Genomic DNA, 20,487 nt, shown 5'->3' with positions numbered 1-20,487 from the left:
AGATGTTGATGAAAGCATGGTTTAAATCAGGCTCTCCTTGGATCTGGATGACGGCAGGCACAGTTAGCTTAGCCCTGATTGCAGTACTCGGTTTGATTGCCCTGATTGCATGGCGCGGGCTTACATTTTTCTGGCCTTCGACCATTTATGAGTTTCCCTTCAATGATGTGGATCGACAAATCCTGATTGGTGAAATTTATGAGCGCGAGCAGATTCCAGTAACCCGTTTGCAAGATGCGGGGATTGATACTTCGCACATTACCGATGAGTTCGTGACCCGCTATTTGGTGAAAATCGGAAATCGGGAGTTTGTCCCCCTCGATTTTACCTGGGTCCTGGCGACCGATATCGCCCGCATGGAAACGCCGCGCGATTTGGTCATGTTGGAGCGGGCTCGAAACGGTAATTTTTACGGATACGTAGAAGATGTACTAGAAGATGGCATCTCGGTAATGACGGCCAACGCAGATATTCGTGCCGTTTTCCGGGACCGGATTCGTCGTGCAGTGAATCTGCGTGATGAAGCCATGACACTGCAGCGGGGCCCCATTGCCCGTATCAACTATCAGCTTGATCAGATTCGTCTTGAGCGTCGCCGGATGGAATTGCGGGGAACCTTTACGGAAGAAGCCGATGCGGCGTTGCGTGAAGAGGAAGAAGCCCTGCGTGAGGCCTACTTAGAGGTTGAGGCAGAGCTCTTTGAGATTCGTCAACGTGCTCAGCGAGATGCTGTTGTGATGCGCGATATGCGTGGTGAGCAGGTTACGCTGAGCATGAACATGGTGCTTGATGCGACCTATGCCAATGACATGAACGTGTTACAAAAGTGGGGCTACTTCTTCCGCCAAATCAAGAAGTTTGTCACCGAAGATCCGCGTGAGTCGAATACCGAGGGCGGTGTGTTTCCGGCTATTTTCGGAACCGTTTTTATGGTGTTGCTGATGTCGGTGATTGTGACGCCATTTGGTGTGATTGCAGCCATCTACTTGCACGAATATGCTGGAAAGAATGCGATTACGCGGATGATTCGCATTGCGGTGATTAACCTTGCGGGTGTGCCATCGATTGTTTATGGGGTGTTTGGTCTCGGCTTCTTTGTCTACATGGTGGGTGGTACCTTAGACCAGATTTTCTATCCGGAGAGCTTACCAAACCCAACCTTCGGTACCCCGGGGGTGCTGTGGTCCGCCTTGACTCTTGCGATTCTGACATTACCGGTGGTGATTGTGTCCACAGAGGAAGGTTTATCGCGGATTCCAAGCGCAGTCCGTGAAGGGTCTCTTGCCTTGGGGGCTACCAAGGCCGAAACAATTTGGCGGATTGTGGTTCCGATGGCGTCTCCGGCGATTATGACCGGACTGATTCTGGCGGTTGCACGGGCAGCCGGAGAGGTCGCGCCACTGATGCTGGTGGGGGTCGTGAAATCTGCGCCTACCTTGCCGGTCGATGGAAACTTCCCGTTCTTCCATTTAGATCGCAAGTTTATGCACTTGGGCTTCCACATCTACGACGTCGGCTTCCAAAGCCCGAACGTCGAGGCGGCACGCCCCTTGGTATATGCGACCTCATTCCTGTTGGTCACGGTCATTGTTGGACTGAATTTGACCGCCATTGGGGTTCGTAACCGTTTACGTGAGAAATTCCGGGCACTGGAGCACTAAGGTGCGGTCCTTTTTGTCTCGATGAGATAGAGCGAATTATGATTACATTAAATGCACACAATACAAATGAGAAGCTGGACTTGGCGAGCCTCTCGGAAGAAGAGACAGCTTTGCGGATTGAAAATCTCAATCTGTTTTATGGTCAGGCGCAAGCACTTCACGATATCAGCATGGCGATTCCTAAAGGCAAAGTCACCGCGTTTATCGGCCCTTCAGGCTGCGGGAAATCGACGCTGTTGCGGTGTATTAACCGTATGAATGACTTGGTGGAGAGCTGCCGAGTCGACGGGGCGATCTCGCTGCATGGAAAGAATATTTATGACCGCGATGTGGACGTGGCGGCGTTACGCCGTCGGATTGGGATGGTATTCCAACGGCCGAACCCGTTTCCAAAGTCTATCTATGAAAATGTGGTGTATGGACTGCGTCTAATGGGCGTCAATGACCGTCGAACTTTGGATGAGGTGGTGGAGCGCTCGCTCAAAGGGGCGGCACTCTGGAACGAGGTGAAAGATCGTCTGAAAGAGAGCGCATTTAGTTTGTCGGGCGGTCAGCAACAGCGTTTGGTGATTGCCCGCGCCATCGCGATTGAGCCAGAAGTGCTCTTATTGGATGAACCGACCTCTGCGCTCGACCCTATTTCGACGCTGACCATTGAAGAGCTGATTACGGAATTGAAGTCTCAGTACACGGTCGTGATTGTCACCCATAATATGCAACAAGCCGCGCGGGTTTCTGATCAAACTGCGTTCTTATATATGGGTAAGCTGATTGAGTATGACGACACCAATGCGCTGTTCACGACGCCAGCGAAGAAACAAACAGAAGATTACATCACCGGTCGGTACGGTTAATAGGCGGGCACAATGATGGACAAGTTTAGCGTAGGTAAACATATCTCAGGGAAGTTCAATGAAGAACTCGACCTGATCCGGAACAAAGCCCTCACCATGGGTGGCCTCGTTGAGAAGCAGCTGAGTGACGCACTCAAAGCGATTGAGAATAGCGACACTGAGCTGGCCAACCGTGTGCTTGAGAATGATTACAAAATCAACCAAATGGAACTGGAAATTGATGAAGCCTGTACGCGAATCATCGCGAAACGCCAGCCCACAGCGAGCGATTTGCGTCTGGTCCTGGCCATTATCAAGACCATTTCAGACTTGGAACGGATTGGTGATGAAGCCGAGCGAATTGCGCACGTAGCGAAAGCGAGCTTTAGCAAGGACCAAGAGCATTTGCTGGTTAGTCTCGAGAACTTAGGCCAACAGGTGTTAAGTATGCTACGCCAAGTCCTCGACGCATTTGCGCGGATGGATCAGGAATCGGCGCTGCTGGTGCATCAACAAGATGCTAACGCAGACCGTCAGTATGAAGCGCTGACCCGCCAGCTCATGACCTACATGATGGAAGACTCTCGCAGTATCCCAAAGATCATGGATGTGATGTGGTCGGCCCGTTCACTCGAGCGCATAGGTGATCGCTGCCAGAATATTTCGGAGTACATCATTTACTTTGTGCAAGGTAAGGATGTCCGACACACGTCACAAGAATCGATGGAAAATACAGTTCGGGGCCGAACTCAATCTTAACCCCATCATAGAAAATGCAAAACGGAGCCGCTGGGCTCCGTTTTTGATTTCACCGGAATTCAAACAATTCGGTTTAGTTGGCGTTCGGATAGGCTTCCAGTTCGCGGACCTTCGGGTAGAGACTGCTTTCCACTAAACCAAACCAAAAGTCTGCCAGATTTTGCGTACAACCGTATTGATCGATGATTGCGAAAACCGCTTCACGGATCTCTTGGTCCGCGTTGATCTCGACTTCATCGCGCATTAGTTCGACGAGCTCGAGATAGGAGAGCGAGGTCTTGTCGCGAAACACTTGATCGATATACAACACATCGTAGATCGGGACGGTAAGGCTGCCATCGCAATTTTCTGACATCACAATGCCGGCCTCAACATAAAAGATGATTTCGCCGACGGCCTCCAATATACGCTCCGGAATCTCGATTTCCTGATTCGCCTGCGCAAAGGGCGCAAAAGCGAAGGCTGCAAATACAAGAGCACAAGCCGAGCGTGAAGCATGACGTAAACGTGTCATAAAACGATCCTCAAAAAGCTTTTACTTGCTTATATCTGTTTTTTTGAATGCCCACAAGCGATTGCGGGTTTCGAACCCTGTATTTTTTAATGCAGTACGCGGCAGCGAATGGTCCCATCTATTTCTTTCAGTTGCTCAAGTGCCTGCTCTGCCAGGTCACTATCCACATCCATGACTACATAACCGAGTTCGTTGTCGGTCTGCAAATACTGACCGGAAATATTAACTCCCAGTTCTGCGAAGATTTGGTTGATGCGCGTGAGAACCCCGGGCTGATTGCGGTGAATGTGCAACAAACGGCTGCTTTGAGCATGTGTTGGTAAACTCACTTCTGGGAAATTTACCGCAGATAGAGTTGAGCCGTTGTCAGAGTATTTAATCAGCTTATGGGCCACTTCAATGCCAATGTTTTCCTGCGCTTCTTGGGTGCTGCCACCAATGTGCGGTGTCAGAATCACATTGGCAAGACCACGCAGGGGCGATTCAAATTGATCGTCATTGCCTTTCGGCTCAACCGGGAAGACATCAATCGCCGCGCCATTTAAATGCTTGCTTCTCAGGGCATTGGCGAGGGCATCAAGATTAACCACCGTACCACGGGACGCATTGATTAGGCTGGCGCCGGGTTTCATGATTTCAAGCTCACGGGCTCCGATCATCCAACGGGTTTGCTCCGTTTCTGGCACATGCAATGAAACAATATCGCTCGCTTTGAGGAGTTGCTCAAGAGAGTTCATGGGGAGTGCATTTCCAAGGGAAAGCTTGGTTTCGATGTCGTAGAACACCACCCGCATACCCAGCTGCTCAGCCAACACACCGAGCTGGGTGCCGATATGACCGTAGCCAATGATGCCGAGCGTTTTACCGCGGGCTTCGTGTGAGCCAGATGCAGATTTCAGCCAACCGCCCTGATGGCAGGCGGCACTTTTCTCCGGCACCTTGCGTAGCAGCATAATGATCTCGGCCAACACCAACTCTGCGACACTACGGGTATTTGAGAAAGGTGCATTGAACACTGGAATACCGTACGTGCGGGCAGCTTGAACATCTACTTGGTTGGTACCAATGCAAAAACAGCCAATGGCATTCAAACGCTCCGCGCGGGCGAGTACTTTAGCGCTCAGCTGCGTCCGTGAACGGATTCCGATGAAGTGATACTCACCAATACACTCCGCGAGCTCATCTTCATTCATGGCCGTCGGGTGTGTATCAATCTCAGAGTATCCGTGCTGCACAAAGCATTCGACTGCACTTGGATGAACGCCCTCGAGCAAGAGGATTTTTATTTTTTCTTTGGCCAGAGAGAGCATGGGCGGCATAGCAAGTTCCTGAAATTAGCGTCGCGTGTGTTTCTTTACATCGTGTCCATCACTGATCAGCGCAATATCGGCGCCGCGTTTGGCAAACAACCCATTGGTGACCACACCAGTAATTTGATTGAGTTTTTCCTCAAGGTCTATGGGCTTTTCGATATGCAGGTTATAAACATCAAGAATAACATTGCCGTTATCAGTCGTGACGCCTTCGCGATATACCGGATCGCCACCGAGCGCAACAATTTGGCGGGCCGCGTAGGAGCGCGCCATCGGAATCACCTCGACGGGAAGGGGGAACTCACCGAGGACATCCACCCATTTTGAGTCGTCGGCAATACACACAAAGGTTTTAGACACTGCCGCGACGATCTTCTCGCGTGTCAGGGCGCCACCGCCTCCTTTGATCATTTGGAGGTGAGGATTAATTTCATCAGCCCCATCAACGTAGACCGCGATCTCGCCGACGCCGTTCAAGTCATAAACAGGAATGCCGAGCTTTTTGAGACGCGCTGTGGACGCTTCGGAGCTAGAGACTGCGCCTTCGATATCGTGTTTCAGGGCGGCAAGGGCATCAATGAAGTAATTCACGGTGGAGCCGGTTCCGACACCGACAATAGAACGGGGTGGAACAAATTCGATAGCGGCTTCTGCGGCAAGGCGTTTTGCCTGATCCTGTTGGCTCTTTTTCTGCTGGCTCATGGAGGCTCCAATCTGACGTGAGTGACGGGTGTAAGGCTGGGTCAGAATGGAAGAACATTATACGTTTTTGAGGGGAAACTGCCAGAGTTTATCCGGGGTTAAAATGGCCGGGAGGGGCACATCCCAGGTCGCATGGGGAAGTGCATCCGCACGTTGCTCGTTGTAGGCCACGCCAATGGGCCGCAAGTTTGGAAGATGTCCTCGCTGCCAGGCCGCAAGTGTGCGGTCATAAAAGCCACCGCCCATTCCGAGACGATTACCCGCAGCATCAAATGCCACCAAAGGAACAAACAACAGTTGCATGGAGCTCAGCGGCGTTACCCGTTCAACACTCAGTTCAGGTTCAGGTATTCCATATATGTTGGGGCGCATGGGGGTCTGTTGATCGTAGCGCAAGAATAATAAATGCCCCTCGCTAAATGGGTGCAACACCGGTAGGGCAAACCGGGTCCCCTGAGGGGCTTGTTGCAGGATCGCGGTGAGGTTTGGCTCGCCATCGTTGGGTAAAAACACGCCGACAGACTGGGCCTCGTGTTCCTTGATTAAGTCCACTATGGCTGCACACAACGACTGATCTGCCGCGACCCGGGCGTCTGGTGAGAGCCGGTTTCGAGCAGCCCGAAAGTGGCGGCGTGCTGCATGGCGATCGTGAAATACCGCATTCATAGAATTTGCGACCTGTCCTGTGAGATTGACGATAACTTGCGAGTGCCTTGCCTTTACTTCATTTCCAGAGCTTGCCACACTGACACCCATTATCCGAGACATTTCAAATGTGGACGACATCATGACACGTACAATAACAAAAATCGGAATGGGACTCCTCATTCTCTCCACCATGCTACTGAACGCCTGGATTCCAGCACAAGCTGCGAGTGAAGGCCCCTTTGAACGAATTATCCTGCGTGGCGGGATCTTGGTGAATGGAGAAGGTGCGCCGCCAGTAGGTCCGGTCGATATCGTCATTGAAGGGGATACCATTACCCGCGTTGATATTGTGGGCTATCCAGGTGTGCCGATCCACGAGCGTCGTCGTCCCGTTGCCGACGAAAATACACGTGAAATCGATATCTCAGGTCATTATGTCCTTCCGGGCTTTGTCGATATGCATGGGCATATTGGGGGTTCAGCGCCCAACATTCCGCCGGAGTATGTTTACAAGTTGTGGCTGGCTCACGGTATCACCACGGTGCGTGAACCGGGAAGTTTTCGCGGAGTGGAGTGGACTGTAGAAGAAGCACGTAAAGCAGCCGCGCATGAAATTATCGCCCCACGGATTATCCCGTATGCAGGCTTTGGCCGCGGCAGTGAAGAGCCAATTATTACCGGTGAGCAAGCGCGTGAATGGATTCGTTGGGTGCATGCCCAAGGCGCCGAAGGGATTAAGTTCTTTGGTGCCACCCCACGGGTTATTTCTGCAGCCATTGACGAGGCCAATCAACTCGGTATGGGCACCATGATGCACCACGCCCAGCTGAATGTGGTGCGGACCAATGTGTTGGATTCTGCCCGCATGGGGTTGGGTTCGATGGAACATTGGTACGGGTTGCCCGAAGCCTTGTTCACGGACCAGGTCATTCAGAACTACTCGCCTGATTACAACTATCAGAATGAACAAGATCGCTTCGGTGAAGCCGGACAGTTGTGGAAACAGGCCGCGCGCAAAGGATCGCCGCGTTGGGAGCAGGTACGAGACGAGCTGATTGAGCTCGATTTCACGATTAACCCGACCCTTAATATTTATGAGGCGAGTCGTGATGCTGCGGCGCAGCGGAACGCCGAGTGGCACGCAGAGTATACGCTTCCGACCCTGTGGGACTTCTTCAAGCCCAGCCGCTATGCACACGGCTCTTATTGGTTTGACTGGACCACGGATCACGAAATTGCGTGGCGGGAAAACTATCGGCTGTGGTTTGAATTCTTAAACGACTTTAAAAACCACGGTGGACGCGTCACTGCGGGCTCAGATTCTGGGTATATCTACAAAATCTATGGATTTGGCTATATTCAAGAGCTCGAGTTGCTTCGTGAAGCCGGTTTCAACGCGCTTGAAGTGGTTCGTGCAGCGACTTTAAGCGGTGCCGAAGCCTTGGGCCTCGAAGAGCAGATTGGCAGCATCGTGCCCGGGAAGAAAGCGGATTTGTTTATCGTCAAAGAAAATCCACTGCGGAACTTGAAGGTATTATACGGAACGGGGCACTATAGACTCGATGATGAAAACCGCCCGATGCGCACTCAAGGGGTTTTGTACACCATGCGCGATGGCGTGTTATACGACGCTCAGCAATTGCTGGCGGATGTTCGGGCCATTGTCCGAGAAGCGAAAGAAGCTGAGCAAACTGACGATTAACAGAAGCGATGCAGCGTGAACTCCGTGAGGAGTTCACCGAGGAAGCAATTCGAATGAACAATGTTCTTAAACGCTGTGTGAAGGCTCACACCCTGCTTTGGGGCGCGTTTGGCTGTGCGCTGCTACTGAGTGCGTGCGCACCCACCTATGGTCCAGAATTACGCGGTGAGTGGAAAATCACCAACATTCACACCACTGCAAACTCACAATTGTCTTCAAGCCGTGCAATCGAATGGCTTGGTTACAGCGCGTATTTTGAAGAACGGCGCATTCGGTTTAGCAAATACGATTGTCGTGAGCCGGGCATGACCACAGATTGGCAGCAGTGGGGGCGGGTGGCAAATCGGATTGGGATGAATCCGGATATTTTTGGATTGCGAACCGACACCCCGGTGCAGCTCATTTATATCGAGTGCTCCGGTGATGATTGGTTTACCCCAGGTGGCGAACTCATTCGCCTCGATGATGAGCGCTTAATTATGGCGTATCAAGGGGTGGTCTTTGAGTTTCGTCAGGAACGTCGATAGGCGGCTCGTCGTCATCCTCTTCTTGCGTCGCTTCTTCGATGTAATCAAGCGTTTCGCTAAGTGACTCTGCGGCTTCATCGACCGTAGCGGGGCCGCTGCTGCATGTATTTAAGATAAGAACGGTGGCAATTACGATAACGATTGCCGCAATCACTTCCAACTTTTTCATGCGTGGTTCTCTTTCTCGAGTTAGTCGTTCGACTCGCAGCTTAGCTATGGGGGCGAGTCGAGGAGTCAAAATCACGGAAAATCAGAGCAAAAAGATGGGGTTCTCCAGAGTGCCGCTGCATCGTGTCAGCCCTTGAACCCAGAGGTTCAAGGCGGGTGCTGAAGAAGCTACCGAAGGCTTCCCGATTCGGGTCGGGCTTGCACACTAGTAGTCCGACAGGACCCTGGTCTAAAAGTATCGGCTCAGGGACATTCACATGCTGGCAAACACCCCAGAGAACAACTCCAGTATACCTTACTCACGCTCCGAATTGGATGGGTTTTCCGCTGAATTTTCAGTAACTGCTTGAGTTTTAACCGATTGACGAATTTCCGAGCGGGGATCCCCAATCGCTTTTTCAATGGTTGCTTGCAAGAGACTGATCTTATCTTCAAGCGCAGCAATTTTCTTGCGCTCAGTTGCACGCTCGGAGATCCACTCATGGCAGAGGTTCAAAGCAGCCATGATGGCAATCTGTTCCATATTGGTCAGTTTTGTGGACGTCCGAGTTTCCACCATGCGCTCATCAAGCTGCTTGGCCGCTTCACGCAACGCGGTTTCCTGTCCATCTGGGCACATGACCCGATAACTCCGGTCTAGAATTTTAATATCAACGACATTACTGCTCATGCCATGTTCTCCCAAATCAACGAGCGATTTTTATTATAGCTGCTTCGGGACGCCCGAAGTGTAAAGGTCTTGCCGAAATTTCAATGTGATGGAGGATAGCGAGCGGATGTAAAACTTGCAATGGCTTGTCGTGGGTTTGAGCAGGGTTTACACGGGATGAGCCGATGAAATCATTCGTGATTTCTGGCTGATAAAGCGAACGAGTGGTAGCATTAGAAGCATCATACGCAATCCGAGTAGGTCAACGTACATGAGTGAAGCGAGTTCTCGCTGGTTTGAATCGCTGGCACGTTTGCTAGCCCAAGAAAATATCATTCTCAGCGCTGCAGAAATGCATGGAATGCTCACGGGGTTGGTGGCTAGTAGTGCGCCAAGTAAAGACCGTGATTGGGTCGTGGTGCTTTCTGATCTAGCCAATGAGGGGGAGAAGTTTTCTCCGAAGATGATGCATGAGCTTGAATCCTTGCATACGTACACGGTTGAGGGCCTGAGCTGCCCTGACCTAAGCTTCCAACTCGTTCTGCCGAGCGATGATGAAACCCTTGAAGATCGAGTGACGGCGTTGGCTGAATGGGCTCAATGCTTTTTGGTTGGATTTGGGATCCATCAGCAGAATTTGGCGAAGGCGTCCGACGATTTAAAAGAGGCCATTCAAGACATGGCCGAGATCGCAAGACTCTCGAGCGATGTCTTGAACTCTCAAGAGGATGAGCGTGCATTTTATGAAGTGAGCGAGTATGTGCGCGTTACCGCCATTATGTGCTTCAACGAGTTAAGTAAGATCCAAGCACCGATTGTTCCGGGCAGCCCAACCGTGCATTAAAGCTGAGGTCACACCATGATTTCTGTGTCTGAATTGCAGCAGCGCCGCGCCAAATACATGCGGCAGATGGCTGAAAATAGCATTGCCATTTTCCCGGCGGCACGTGAAGTCATGCGCAGCCGTGATACCCATTTCCCGTTCCGTCAAGACAGCGACTTTCATTACCTGTGCGGCATTGATGAGCCGGATGCATTGCTCATTTTGATGCCCCAGGAGGAGGTGCGCGAGATATTATTCGTGTTGCCACGGGATCCGCATGCGGAAGTCTGGCATGGTCGTCGGCTCGGTTGCGAGCAGGCGCAAACGATATCGGGAGTCGATGCCTGTTATCCACTCGACGAACTCGAGACGCGTCTCCTAGATTTGCTCAATGGCACCGACCATCTCTATTTTGCGTTTGATAGCGCACCGGAATTTGAGGCGAAGCTGCGTGAGGTGATTCGTACCCTGCGCGCCGCACCAAAACGGATTAAAACGGCGCCTGAACATTGGCATGACAGCCGCCCCGCTTTGCATCAACAACGCTTGGTGAAGTCCGCAGGTGAAATTGAGCTGATGCAACGGGCGGCGGACATCACCGTGCAAGCACACAAACGAGCGATGCAGATCACGGCCCCCGGCGTTTTTGAGTATCAGGTTGCGGCAGCCTTGCACCATGAGTTTGTGCATCACGGCGCCGTGGGCCCGGCTTATGGTTCAATTGTGGGGGGTGGAGAGAATGCCTGTATTTTGCATTACACCAAAAATTCAGACGTGCTGCGCGATGGCGACCTGCTGCTGATTGATGCAGGGGCCGAGTACGGCGGCTATGCCGCTGATATTACACGAACCTTTCCGGTCAATGGGAAATTCAGTCGTGTGCAGCGGCAAATTTACGAGATTGTCTTGGCATCGCAAGAAGCAGCATTTGCGGAAATAAAGCCGGGACATACATTGCCCAAAGCGCAAGAAGCTTGCCTTCATGTGCTGACTGAGGGGTTGGTGAAACTCGGGCTACTCAAAGGCAGTGTGCGCGAGCACCTTGATGCCATGACCGTACGGAAATATTTTATTCACGGTCTAGGTCATTGGCTTGGACTTGATGTGCATGATGTGGGTCCCTACGAGCAAGATGGCACACCGATTAAGCTAAGACCGGGTATGGTGCTAACCATTGAGCCTGGGCTCTACTTTGCCCCGGATGATGAATCGGTTCCTGAGGCGTATCGTGGTATGGGCATTCGAATTGAAGATGACTTATTGGTCACCGAACAAGGCTACCACAATCTGACGGCTGCTGTGCCGAAGAGCATTGAAGGGATCGAAGCGCTGATGGCTGCTGGTTCACGGGATCGCACACCAAGCCGTGGTGCGCGAGAAGAGGGATTGGCGCGTGGAGCGAGCTGATGTCGTGATCGCTGGAGGTGGCTTGACTGGCTGCCTCGCTGCCATAGTGTTCAGCCGACGGTTTCCGGCTCATCGGATTGTCTTGCTCGATCAGTTCTCCAATGGTTCCCATCAGGATCCGCGTGGCCTCGCCTTAGCCTTGCGGACACAGCAAATTCTCACTGAATTCGGGGTCTGGCAAGAAGCCCTGACCCACAGTGCCGCTATTGCGCATATTCATGTCTCTGATGCGACTGGTCCTGGCACCATGACCATGCATGCGGAGCGTGAGGGCCTCCCTGCACTTGGTTATGTGGCCATGGCGGGGACCTTGCAGCAGGAGCTTGACCGTGCTTTAGAAGGTATTCTCAGTGATCGCGTACAGCGCTTGCGTGGCACGCAGATTTCATCCCTAAAGGCCGAAGCCGATGGTTATCAGCTCACGCTGTCATCGTCGGATAAAAACGTGCCCCAAACAATACACGCGGGCTTGCTCGTGGTGGCTGAGGGATCCCAGTCGAAGACGCGCGATCTTCTGGGGATTAACATGGAATCCCATCCGTATGCTCAAGTCGCCTTGGCTGGCATTGTTGAGTATGCCGATGGGCATCATCAGTGGGCTTACGAGCGATTTACCGATCACGGGCCGGTGGCATTGTTGCCACAAGGAAAAAAGCAAGCCGCGCTGGTATGGTGTACCAGCGAGCAAGAGGCCCAGCGTATTCAAGCCTTATCTGCCGATGACCAACTGAGAGCATTGCAGCACAAGGTCGGTGCAGCCCCTGGTCGCTTACAGTCGGTGCAGCTGCAAGGGGTTTTCCCGCTCCAGCTGGCGTTGGCGGAGCGGTTTATTGGTCATCGCTCGGTGCTCATTGGCAATGCCTGCCATACGCTGCATCCTGTGGCGGGACAAGGATACAATTTGGGTGTGCGAGATATCATTGATCTTGTGCATCATCTTGACCCAAACGATCTCGGCGGCATCGATGGGTTGCAGCACTATCGCGCCCAGCGGCTTTCAGATTATCAAGAAATTGTGGGCCTGACTCACGGTTTGGTTCACGTATTTTCGAATCAAAACCCCATCTTGCGGCAGGCGCGTAGCAAAGGGTTATATACTCTGCGGATCTGTGATGCGCTGAGCCGACCCTTGATGCGTAAAGCCATGGGGTTTCGCGCGTTGATTGGATAAAGCGATTCACCCGCTGTTAGATGCATGCGGTCGCGAGGAGAGTAGGAACAAATATGGCGGTAATTCGCACACAAGTCACGGTGGTCGGTGGTGGTATGATCGGTCTCGCCTTTGCAACCGCAATGGCGCGTCGTGGCCGCGAGGTGGTGCTGATTGAGAAGCAGCCGATGCAAGGGCAGATTCCATCTACGCCGTCGTTGCGGGTTTCTGCTCTGAATCATGCCGCTGAAGCGTGGTTGCGTGAATTGGGCGCGTGGTCGCGCATTCCCGAATCGCGGCAAGGTGCTTACAGCGGGATGCATGTGTGGGAATATGACTCGTTTGGGCATATACGCTTCCACGCACACGATGCAGACATGACCCATCTGGGTACCATTGTCGAGAACGATGTGGTGGCAGCAGCCTTGTGGCAAACGGCCGAAGAAGCTGGAGTACGGTTGTACGCAGAAACTACAGTGAGCGAGCCGGAATATCATGCCCATGATGTCACCTTACAGCTTGGCAATGGTGACGTCGTTCTATCCCAATTGTTGGTGGCGGCCGATGGGGCCCAATCCAAACTGCGCGCTGCATCGGGGACACCGGTGACGCATCGAGATTACGAACAAGAAGGCGTGGTGTGTACGATTCGCACAGAAGTACCGCACGGCGGCATTGCGCGCCAAGTGTTTTTAGGTGATGGTCCGTTGGCACTGTTGCCGATGGCCGATCCCCATGAATGTTCGATTGTCTGGAGCACGCCCATTTTGCGCGCGCGGGAGTTGGTCAACCTTTCCGAAACAGAGTTTAAGCAAGCGTTACATGTGGCGAGTGATAATCAACTCGGTACCATCGAGCGTGTCAGTGCGCGAGTGAGCTTTCCGTTAACCATGCGTTATGCCGAAGATTGGATCCATGGACGTCAGGTATTGATGGGGGATGCGGCGCATACTATTCATCCGTTGGCAGGTCAGGGCGCTAATCTGGGCTTGGGGGATGCCTTTGTGTTGGCTGAACGACTCGGCGCACTGGGAACTCTGAATGGGCAGTGGGACGAAGCCGAGCTGGCCCGAGCTCTGCGAGGTTACAGCCGGGCGCGAAAGGCAGCTGCGGTGCGTCATATTGCCGTGATGGAAGGCTTCCATCAACTGTTCACGCAGCCGAATCCGTTGATGCGAGCGGCCCGGGCAACAGGCCTTGCGCTGGCGGATAAAATAAACCCACTGAAAGACTTCTTTTTGCGTCAAGCCAATCACTTTTAAGGATTGAGATAGCCGCTCAGATAATCCAGAAGGTGCTCTGAAGCGTCATTCGGCTGCTGCTGATGGCGCTCCAAATAGATACCCACACTGCCGAGCATGGGAAGATCGGGGTGGCGAATTTCGACCAAGTCTTGGGGAACCGAACTGCGTGCCAGCGCAGTGATCCCCAAATCACTTTTCAATGCACTGCTGATACCCGTCAGATCATTGTTGGTGTAGGTAATCCGCGAGGGGCGGCCGACCTGCTTGAGCGTCTGAAGTGTGCGCCGTCGGTAAATACATCCTTCTGCGGCGAGTACCAGCGGAACTGCGCCTTGCCACTGAAAATCTGAGCGGCCCGCAACCCACACCAGCTGATCTTCTTTCACTTGCACCGCTGTGGGGGGCGCTTGCTCAGCCACCGTCAGAATAATATCGAACTGTCCGCGGCTGGCGCCTAAGCGCAGATCACGACTCAGGGCTGATGTGACCTCCAGGGTTATTTGCGGGTAGCTGGTCGCGAACTGCCCGAGAATACGCGGCAGTAACGCCGTGGCGAACTCGCTGGGAATGCCGAGGCGAACCTGACCTGAGATCGGAGTTTTCTCAAATTTAGCGAGTAATTGATCATGGGCTGCGAGCAAGGCCCGCGCTCCTTGGTAGAGCTCTTGCCCTGCGGCAGTCAGTTTAAGTTTGCCACCTTGGCGATCAAACAGCGATGCATCAATTTGTTCTTCAAGGCGCTTTAATTGCAGGCTGATGGCTGGTTGTGAACGACCAAGCCGCTCACCCGCCTGGGTAAAACTTTGTAAATCAGCCACGGTAATATACGCCCGTAAACTCTCGAGTGAAAGGTGTTTCATGGTTAAATTACTCGCGTAAACACTGAAAATCCGGTGATATTTGCTATTTATATTATCAATTTTATGAGCAATCCCATAACAAAACTTAATAATCGTATTGCGGTTTTTAATTTGTTGCCTCGCAGCATCCCCCCTATAATGACCACCATTGTTTTGAGCAAAAAACCAACAGAAGTGAAAACGCTATGGCGCAACGCACTCCTCTCTACCCGCAGCACGTCGCTGCAGGCGCAAAAATGGTCGACTTCCACGGCTGGGATATGCCACTTAACTATGGTTCACAGATTGAGGAGCACCACGCGGTGCGCCAAAACGTGGGGATGTTTGACGTCTCGCACATGACCATCGTTGATGTCACTGGGCCGGAAGCAAAAGCGTACCTGCGCCGTTTGCTGGCCAACGATGTGGCCAAACTTAAAGAGCCAGGCAAAGCATTGTATTCCGCCATGCTGAATGAAACCGGTGGTGTCATTGATGATTTGATTGCCTACTTCTTCAATGACGAGTCGTACCGGTTGGTTGTGAACTCCGCTACCCGTGACAAAGACCTTCAGTGGCTTGAAAAACAAGCGGGTGAATTTGATGTGGCTATCACCGAGCGCACTGAGTTTGCGATGCTTGCGGTGCAAGGTCCAAAAGCGCAAGAGAAAGTGCGGGCTTTGATGAGCGCCGAGCAACACGCTGCGGTTAGCGCATTAAAGCCGTTTGTTGGCTTGCAGCTCGATGATCTCTTTATTGCCACCACCGGCTATACCGGTGAAGCGGGCTATGAGCTGATCATCCCAGCTGAGAAAGTCGCCGCGGTGTGGGACACCTTGCTCGCCGAAGGTGTTCAGCCGTGTGGACTTGGCGCGCGGGATACCCTGCGCTTGGAAGCGGGTATGAACCTTTACGGCCAAGATATGGACGAAACGGTATCGCCTTTGGCAGCGAACATGGGTTGGTCTGTGGCGCTCGAGCCAGCTGATCGTGACTTCGTGGGGCGCAGCGCAATCGAAGCACAAAAAGCCGCTGGTACTGAAAAGTTAGTCGGTCTGGTTATGAAAGAAAAAGGCGTGTTACGCGCTGGCTTGAAAGTGACTGTGGAAGGCGGCGAAGGGGTAATCACCTCAGGCACCTTCTCACCAACTTTAGGCTACAGCATTGCCATGGCCCGCGTCCCCACACCGGTGGGTGATACTGCCCAAGTGGAAATGCGCAAAAAAATGGTTACAGTAAACGTAGTGAAGCCATCCTTTGTTCGACACGGCAAAGCGGTCGTTTCAGCGTAGTCTCGGCAAAGATACTCAACAAATAACGTCAAACGACACAAGGGTTTAGAACATGAGCAATGTACCAAACGAATTAAAATATGCGTCCACACACGAGTGGCTCCGTGATGAAGGCGACGGCGTGTACACGGTCGGAATCACCGAGCATGCGCAAGAACTTCTTGGCGACATGGTGTTTGTTGAGCTGCCAGAAGTAGGTGACAGCGTTTCAGCAGGCGATGACGTCGCAGTTGCTGAGTCGGTCAAAGCAGCCTCTGATATTTACGCGCCGATTGGTGGTGAAATTGTCGCGGTGAACGAAGAGTTAGAAGATTCACCTGAGCTGGTAAACAACGACGCTTACGGTGACGGCTGGTTGTTCAAAATCAAAGCTGACGATGAGAGCGAAGTCGCAAGTCTGCTCGACGCAGAAGGCTACGCCGCTTCTATCGAAGAAGACTAAACACTTTTATGTCACAAGCCCCGGTACTGCCGGGGCTTTGTTATTGTTTTATCGGGGTTTTAACCCCTCGCTGATGCAACGCAGGTAATCAATTCATGAGCAGTACATCTTTGAAGCAGCTCGAGCGTCACGATGAATTCGTGACTCGTCATATTGGCCCGGATGCAAAAGAACAGCAGGATATGCTGGATTTTGTGGGTGCTGAATCGCTCGAAGCGATGACTAAACAAACCGTGCCAGGAGCGATTCTGCGCGACCCGTTTTTGAGCATCGGTGAATCGATGACCGAACGCGATGCATTAGCGCGTCTGAAGAAAATTGCGAAAAAGAACAAAGTATTCCAAAGCTACATTGGCTTGGGTTATTACGATACTTTGCTGCCAAATGTCATCTTGCGCAATGTGCTTGAAAACCCGGGTTGGTACACCGCGTACACCCCTTATCAGCCTGAGATTGCCCAAGGTCGTTTGCAAGCGATTTTGAATTTCCAACAAATGACCATCGATTTGACCGGCCTTGAGCTTGCATCTGCCTCATTGTTGGATGAAGCGACCGCTGCGGCCGAAGCAATGGCCATGGCGCAACGCGTCAGCAAATCAAAATCAAACGCGTTCTTTATTGCCGACAACGTGTTCCCACAGACGATTGATGTGGTGAAAGCCCGTGCAGAGATGTTCGGCTTTGAGATTATTCAAGGGCCGTGGCACGAAGCGGGCCAACACGATGTGTTTGGTGCACTGTTCCAAAGCCCTGCGGCAGATGGTGAACTGATTGACCTGACGGACGTGATCGCGCAAGTCCAAAACAACAAAGGTCTGGCGGCGGTTGCCTCGGACCTGATGTCCCTTGTGTTGACCAAGTCACCAGGTGAAATGGGCGCGGACATGGTGTTTGGCTCTGCTCAACGTTTCGGTGTACCGATGGGTTACGGTGGTCCACATGCTGCGTTCTTTGCGACCCGCGACAAATATAAGCGTGCGCTGCCAGGCCGTGTCATCGGCGTGTCCAAAGACAGCCGTGGGCGCGTGGCGCTGCGGATGGCGATGCAAACCCGCGAGCAACACATCCGCCGTGAGAAAGCGACCTCCAACATTTGTACCGCGCAGGTGCTTCTGGCCAATATCGCCTCATTCTATGCGGTGTACCATGGTCCACAAGGCCTTCGTACCATCGCTCAGCGCATTCACCGTTTAACCGATATTTTGGCGCACGGTTTGCGTGCCAAAGGGTTCACACCAGTTCATGACACGTATTTTGACACCCTGACCATCAAAGCCGATGGTGAGAAGCGCGAGGCAATTTTGAAGCGCGCTGAAGCAGCTGAAGTGAACTTCCGCACGGATCGTCCGGGCCTGTTGGGAATCAGCTTGGATGAAGCCAAAACACGTGTTGATGTCGCCACCTTGTTTGACGTTATCTTGGGTGCAGATCATGGCTTGCAAGTGGTTGAGCTTGATACCGAAGTGCAGAGCTCAGAATCCATTCCTGCCAGCCTTGTGCGTCAATCGGATATTTTGACCCACGAAGTCTTCAACCAGTATCACTCGGAAACTGAGATGCTGCGCTACATCAAGCAGCTTGAGAACAAAGACTTAGCGCTCAACCACAGCATGATCTCGTTGGGATCGTGCACCATGAAGTTGAACGCGACCGCGGAAATGATTCCGGTCACCTGGCCAGAGTTTGCCAACTTGCACCCGTTCTGCCCGCTGGATCAAGCGCAAGGCTACCAAGAGCTGCTCAGCACGCTCTCTACCTGGCTGTTGGATATCACTGGCTACGATGCGATGTCCATGCAACCGAATTCAGGTGCACAGGGCGAGTACGCCGGTCTGTTGGCGATTCACCGTTACCATGCCAGCCGTGGCGAAGGGCACCGGAACATTTGCTTGATTCCAGACTCTGCCCACGGAACCAATCCAGCATCGGCACAAATGGCCGGCATGAAAGTTATTGTGGTGGCCTGTGACAAAAACGGCAACGTCGATATTGCAGACTTGCGCAAAAAAGCGGAAGAAGTAAAAGACCAGTTGAGCTGTGCCATGGTGACTTACCCGTCAACCCACGGCGTGTACGAAGAGCAAATCCGTGAGATCTGCGACATCGTTCATGAGTTCGGTGGTCAGGTGTACATGGACGGCGCTAACATGAACGCGCAAGTGGGCGTGACCTCACCGGGCTATATTGGCTCCGATGTGTCGCACCTTAACCTGCACAAAACGTTCTGTATCCCGCATGGCGGTGGTGGCCCAGGTATGGGACCTATTGGCGTGAAGAGTCACTTAGCACCGTTCTTGCCAGGTCACGTAATGCTTGACGCGCCAGGTCTGACAGCGGGCAGCCCAGCAGTTTCTGCAGCACCGTACGGAAGCGCCAGCATTCTGCCAATTTCATGGATGTACATTGTCATGATGGGTAGTACCGGACTGCGTTTGGCGACTGAAGTTGCGATGCTAAACGCCAACTACATGGCGAAGCGTTTGGCCGAGCACTATCCGATTCTCTACACCGGCCGCAATGACCGTGTTGCACACGAGTGCATTATCGATTTGCGTCCGCTGAAAGAAGCGACCGGTATTGCAGAAATTGATGTTGCGAAACGTTTGCAGGATTTTGGTTTCCATTCACCGACCATGTCATTCCCTGTAGCCGGCACGCTGATGATTGAGCCGACTGAGTCTGAATCAAAAGCGGAAATGGACCGGTTCTGTGATGCCATGATTGCCATTCGTCAGGAGATTGAGAAGGTTGCCCAAGGCGAGTGGACACTCGAAGAGAACCCGCTCGTGAATGCGCCACACACGCTGGCCGATATCACTTCGGATTGGGACCGTCCGTACAGCCGTGAAGATGCGGTGTACCCGAAAACCTGGTTACGCGACCATAAGTTCTGGCCGAGCGTTAACCGCATTGATGACGTATATGGCGACCGCAACTTCGTGTGCAGCTGCCCTCCGTTGTCGGCGTATCAGGAGTAGGGGGAGTACCTTACCGCTCGCTAAGCTCTTTTAAGATTGGAAGCCCGCCTTGAGCGGGCTTTTTTGTTGATTTCTCGACATCTTCCATAGGCTTGGTACGCGGATATACCTTCTGAGCTTTAATGGCTTTTGGGATAAAATACCGAGAGCCCTTGTTAAAACATGTTGGATCTTTCTAATTCTGCGAAAAGACTCTCTACAATTTGAGAGGCGCGAGCCTCGTACATTTCGTCAATATTCCAGCTGACCAAATGTTCTCCCTGTGATACGCCTCGCCAAACAGTTGAGTCTGAGGAAACCTCTTCAAGTATCCAGGTCACGTCAAAGAATCTCCAAGCGCCCGAGATAGTCATGTGCGATGGAATGATGAGAAGCCGATATTTCACACTTGTGTCTTGTTCATTTTGTGCGTACTGCGTAACGAACTCTCTGAGGGGAATCCTGCCACTTCCGGAAACCACGTAGGCTGTGCCCGCATCACTTCTTCTAAACTCCCTTACAACCGCGTCAACGTTTCTCTTCTCAAACTCAGAAATAAGCTGACGGTTGAGTGAGCCAAGCATTTGATGGCTCAATTCCCCGGCTCTAATATCAAGCATATTGTACGCTACTATATTAGTGCCAGTGAGCTTGAGATCTTCCTGAATTAGTTCTGATGCCACAAATTTATTACTGGTACATCCCTGTAAAAAAACCATAACTATTATTACCTAGATTCAATTAATAACTGCAACACTCGCTCTGCGCGTACTGCAATTGCTCTTTAAAAATTACATCTGGTTGCTTAAACCCTAATATCTTACGCGGCCTGAGATTTATACGCTGTTGTATTTTGG

The 20,487-nt window shown here is 52.2% G+C and carries 20 protein-coding genes, 1 other RNA gene and 1 pseudogene; 12 read left to right on the top strand and 10 right to left on the bottom strand.

What is annotated here, in order from left to right:
* Positions 1–5: 5 nt before the first annotated feature.
* The 3 genes from pstA to phoU are packed head-to-tail and all read left to right on the top strand — an operon-like array spanning position 6 to position 3,253.
* Positions 6–1,661, top strand: a complete 1,656-nt coding sequence (gene pstA, locus CWE11_RS10125) for a phosphate ABC transporter permease PstA (protein ID WP_126777535.1) — start codon at positions 6–8, stop codon at positions 1,659–1,661.
* Between the two features lie 38 nt (positions 1,662–1,699).
* Positions 1,700–2,515, top strand: a complete 816-nt coding sequence (pstB, locus tag CWE11_RS10120; protein ID WP_126777506.1) for a phosphate ABC transporter ATP-binding protein PstB — start codon at positions 1,700–1,702, stop codon at positions 2,513–2,515.
* 15 nt (positions 2,516–2,530) lie between these two features.
* Positions 2,531–3,253: a phosphate signaling complex protein PhoU gene (gene phoU / locus CWE11_RS10115; protein ID WP_126777534.1), complete on the top strand. Its 723-nt coding sequence runs from the start codon at positions 2,531–2,533 to the stop codon at positions 3,251–3,253.
* Positions 3,254–3,326: 73 nt separating this feature from the next.
* Here phoU and CWE11_RS10110 read toward each other — a convergent pair whose 3' ends face one another.
* The 4 genes from CWE11_RS10110 to CWE11_RS10095 form a co-directional block, all read right to left on the bottom strand.
* On the bottom strand, positions 3,327–3,767 hold the full coding sequence (locus CWE11_RS10110; RefSeq protein ID WP_126777505.1) for a hypothetical protein: 441 nt from the start codon (positions 3,765–3,767) through the stop codon (positions 3,327–3,329).
* Positions 3,768–3,853: 86 nt separating this feature from the next.
* Positions 3,854–5,086, bottom strand: coding sequence for a phosphoglycerate dehydrogenase (gene serA / locus CWE11_RS10105; protein ID WP_126777504.1), 1,233 nt, complete (start codon positions 5,084–5,086; stop codon positions 3,854–3,856).
* A 15-nt stretch (positions 5,087–5,101) separates the two neighbouring features.
* The gene (rpiA, locus tag CWE11_RS10100; protein WP_126777503.1) at positions 5,102–5,782 is read right to left on the bottom strand and encodes a ribose-5-phosphate isomerase RpiA; all 681 of its coding nucleotides are present in this window, start codon (positions 5,780–5,782) and stop codon (positions 5,102–5,104) included.
* Positions 5,783–5,839: 57 nt separating this feature from the next.
* A complete protein-coding gene (locus CWE11_RS10095) occupies positions 5,840–6,448 on the bottom strand; it encodes a 5-formyltetrahydrofolate cyclo-ligase (protein WP_126777502.1) in 609 nt (202 codons plus the stop codon).
* 121 nt (positions 6,449–6,569) lie between these two features.
* On the opposite strand from CWE11_RS10095, the gene CWE11_RS10090 reads away from it, so the two are divergent.
* Positions 6,570–8,132 carry an amidohydrolase family protein gene (locus tag CWE11_RS10090; protein ID WP_126777501.1) on the top strand — a complete coding sequence of 521 codons (1,563 nt, stop codon included), beginning with the start codon at positions 6,570–6,572 and terminating at the stop codon, positions 8,130–8,132.
* A gap of 8 nt (positions 8,133–8,140) precedes the next feature.
* Positions 8,141–8,659 (top strand): hypothetical protein, encoded by a 519-nt coding sequence (locus tag CWE11_RS10085; RefSeq protein ID WP_126777500.1) that lies wholly within the window; start codon positions 8,141–8,143, stop codon positions 8,657–8,659.
* Here the strand turns inward: CWE11_RS10085 and CWE11_RS10080 are convergent.
* From CWE11_RS10080 to CWE11_RS10070, 3 genes are all read right to left on the bottom strand, one after another.
* Positions 8,610–8,828: a hypothetical protein gene (locus CWE11_RS10080; protein ID WP_126777499.1), complete on the bottom strand. Its 219-nt coding sequence runs from the start codon at positions 8,826–8,828 to the stop codon at positions 8,610–8,612. The genes CWE11_RS10085 and CWE11_RS10080 overlap by 50 nt on opposite strands.
* A gap of 97 nt (positions 8,829–8,925) precedes the next feature.
* Positions 8,926–9,109, bottom strand: a non-coding RNA gene (gene ssrS / locus CWE11_RS10075) — 6S RNA.
* A gap of 13 nt (positions 9,110–9,122) precedes the next feature.
* Entirely contained in the window at positions 9,123–9,497 is a 375-nt protein-coding gene (locus tag CWE11_RS10070; RefSeq protein WP_126777498.1) for a cell division protein ZapA, read from the bottom strand.
* Positions 9,498–9,747: 250 nt separating this feature from the next.
* Between CWE11_RS10070 and CWE11_RS10065 the strand changes: the two genes are divergently transcribed.
* From CWE11_RS10065 to CWE11_RS10050, 4 genes are read left to right on the top strand one after another with little or no spacing between them, the layout of a single operon-like run.
* Positions 9,748–10,320, top strand: a complete 573-nt coding sequence (locus CWE11_RS10065; protein ID WP_126777497.1) for a UPF0149 family protein — start codon at positions 9,748–9,750, stop codon at positions 10,318–10,320.
* A 15-nt stretch (positions 10,321–10,335) separates the two neighbouring features.
* Positions 10,336–11,706 carry a Xaa-Pro aminopeptidase gene (pepP, locus tag CWE11_RS10060; protein ID WP_126777496.1) on the top strand — a complete coding sequence of 457 codons (1,371 nt, stop codon included), beginning with the start codon at positions 10,336–10,338 and terminating at the stop codon, positions 11,704–11,706.
* The gene (locus tag CWE11_RS10055; RefSeq protein WP_157981345.1) at positions 11,693–12,877 is read left to right on the top strand and encodes an FAD-dependent monooxygenase; all 1,185 of its coding nucleotides are present in this window, start codon (positions 11,693–11,695) and stop codon (positions 12,875–12,877) included. Before pepP ends, CWE11_RS10055 begins: the two co-directional genes overlap by 14 nt.
* 53 nt (positions 12,878–12,930) lie before the next feature.
* The gene (locus CWE11_RS10050) at positions 12,931–14,118 is read left to right on the top strand and encodes a UbiH/UbiF/VisC/COQ6 family ubiquinone biosynthesis hydroxylase (RefSeq protein ID WP_157981344.1); all 1,188 of its coding nucleotides are present in this window, start codon (positions 12,931–12,933) and stop codon (positions 14,116–14,118) included.
* On the opposite strand, the gene CWE11_RS10045 is transcribed toward CWE11_RS10050, so the two are convergent.
* Positions 14,115–14,960 carry a LysR family transcriptional regulator gene (locus CWE11_RS10045; RefSeq protein ID WP_126777493.1) on the bottom strand — a complete coding sequence of 282 codons (846 nt, stop codon included), beginning with the start codon at positions 14,958–14,960 and terminating at the stop codon, positions 14,115–14,117. The genes CWE11_RS10050 and CWE11_RS10045 overlap by 4 nt on opposite strands.
* A 185-nt stretch (positions 14,961–15,145) precedes the next feature.
* On the opposite strand from CWE11_RS10045, the gene gcvT reads away from it, so the two are divergent.
* The 3 genes from gcvT to gcvP all read left to right on the top strand — a co-directional run bounded on the left by gcvT (position 15,146) and on the right by gcvP (position 19,651).
* A complete protein-coding gene (gcvT, locus tag CWE11_RS10040; RefSeq protein ID WP_126777492.1) occupies positions 15,146–16,231 on the top strand; it encodes a glycine cleavage system aminomethyltransferase GcvT in 1,086 nt (361 codons plus the stop codon).
* A gap of 52 nt (positions 16,232–16,283) precedes the next feature.
* The gene (gene gcvH, locus CWE11_RS10035) at positions 16,284–16,673 is read left to right on the top strand and encodes a glycine cleavage system protein GcvH (RefSeq protein ID WP_126777491.1); all 390 of its coding nucleotides are present in this window, start codon (positions 16,284–16,286) and stop codon (positions 16,671–16,673) included.
* 95 nt (positions 16,674–16,768) lie between these two features.
* On the top strand, positions 16,769–19,651 hold the full coding sequence (gene gcvP, locus CWE11_RS10030; protein WP_126777490.1) for an aminomethyl-transferring glycine dehydrogenase: 2,883 nt from the start codon (positions 16,769–16,771) through the stop codon (positions 19,649–19,651).
* Positions 19,652–19,806: 155 nt separating this feature from the next.
* Here the strand turns inward: gcvP and CWE11_RS10025 are convergent, their stop codons facing one another.
* Both CWE11_RS10025 and CWE11_RS12270 read right to left on the bottom strand, forming a co-directional pair.
* Positions 19,807–20,313 carry a hypothetical protein gene (locus CWE11_RS10025; RefSeq protein ID WP_126777489.1) on the bottom strand — a complete coding sequence of 169 codons (507 nt, stop codon included), beginning with the start codon at positions 20,311–20,313 and terminating at the stop codon, positions 19,807–19,809.
* Positions 20,314–20,371: 58 nt separating this feature from the next.
* Positions 20,372–20,487 (bottom strand): annotated as a pseudogene (locus CWE11_RS12270) (IS30 family transposase); the annotation flags it as partial.

The sequence above is a fragment of the Aliidiomarina sanyensis genome (assembly GCF_003987175.1).
GTDB lineage: Bacteria > Pseudomonadota > Gammaproteobacteria > Enterobacterales > Alteromonadaceae > Aliidiomarina > Aliidiomarina sanyensis.
The sequence above is the reverse complement of the archived record's forward strand: the minus strand, read 5'-3'. Positions and strand labels throughout refer to the sequence as shown.

Bases quoted from the DNA above. Each gene is read 5' to 3' on its own strand.
- CWE11_RS10080 (WP_126777499.1), bottom strand. From the start codon at position 8,828: ATGAAAAAGTTGGAAGTGATTGCGGCAATCGTTATCGTAATTGCCACC.
- CWE11_RS10095 (WP_126777502.1), bottom strand. From the start codon at position 6,448: ATGAATGCGGTATTTCACGATCGCCATGCAGCACGCCGCCACTTTCGG.
- gcvT (WP_126777492.1), top strand. From the start codon at position 15,146: ATGGCGCAACGCACTCCTCTCTACCCGCAGCACGTCGCTGCAGGCGCA.
- pepP (WP_126777496.1), top strand. From the start codon at position 10,336: ATGATTTCTGTGTCTGAATTGCAGCAGCGCCGCGCCAAATACATGCGG.
- serA (WP_126777504.1), bottom strand. From the start codon at position 5,086: ATGCCGCCCATGCTCTCTCTGGCCAAAGAAAAAATAAAAATCCTCTTG.
- CWE11_RS10090 (WP_126777501.1), top strand. From the start codon at position 6,570: ATGACACGTACAATAACAAAAATCGGAATGGGACTCCTCATTCTCTCC.
- CWE11_RS10045 (WP_126777493.1), bottom strand. From the start codon at position 14,960: ATGAAACACCTTTCACTCGAGAGTTTACGGGCGTATATTACCGTGGCT.
- rpiA (WP_126777503.1), bottom strand. From the start codon at position 5,782: ATGAGCCAGCAGAAAAAGAGCCAACAGGATCAGGCAAAACGCCTTGCC.
- CWE11_RS10085 (WP_126777500.1), top strand. From the start codon at position 8,141: ATGCAGCGTGAACTCCGTGAGGAGTTCACCGAGGAAGCAATTCGAATG.
- gcvP (WP_126777490.1), top strand. From the start codon at position 16,769: ATGAGCAGTACATCTTTGAAGCAGCTCGAGCGTCACGATGAATTCGTG.
- CWE11_RS10050 (WP_157981344.1), top strand. From the start codon at position 12,931: ATGGCGGTAATTCGCACACAAGTCACGGTGGTCGGTGGTGGTATGATC.
- CWE11_RS10070 (WP_126777498.1), bottom strand. From the start codon at position 9,497: ATGAGCAGTAATGTCGTTGATATTAAAATTCTAGACCGGAGTTATCGG.
- pstB (WP_126777506.1), top strand. From the start codon at position 1,700: ATGATTACATTAAATGCACACAATACAAATGAGAAGCTGGACTTGGCG.
- CWE11_RS10110 (WP_126777505.1), bottom strand. From the start codon at position 3,767: ATGACACGTTTACGTCATGCTTCACGCTCGGCTTGTGCTCTTGTATTT.
- phoU (WP_126777534.1), top strand. From the start codon at position 2,531: ATGGACAAGTTTAGCGTAGGTAAACATATCTCAGGGAAGTTCAATGAA.
- gcvH (WP_126777491.1), top strand. From the start codon at position 16,284: ATGAGCAATGTACCAAACGAATTAAAATATGCGTCCACACACGAGTGG.
- CWE11_RS10065 (WP_126777497.1), top strand. From the start codon at position 9,748: ATGAGTGAAGCGAGTTCTCGCTGGTTTGAATCGCTGGCACGTTTGCTA.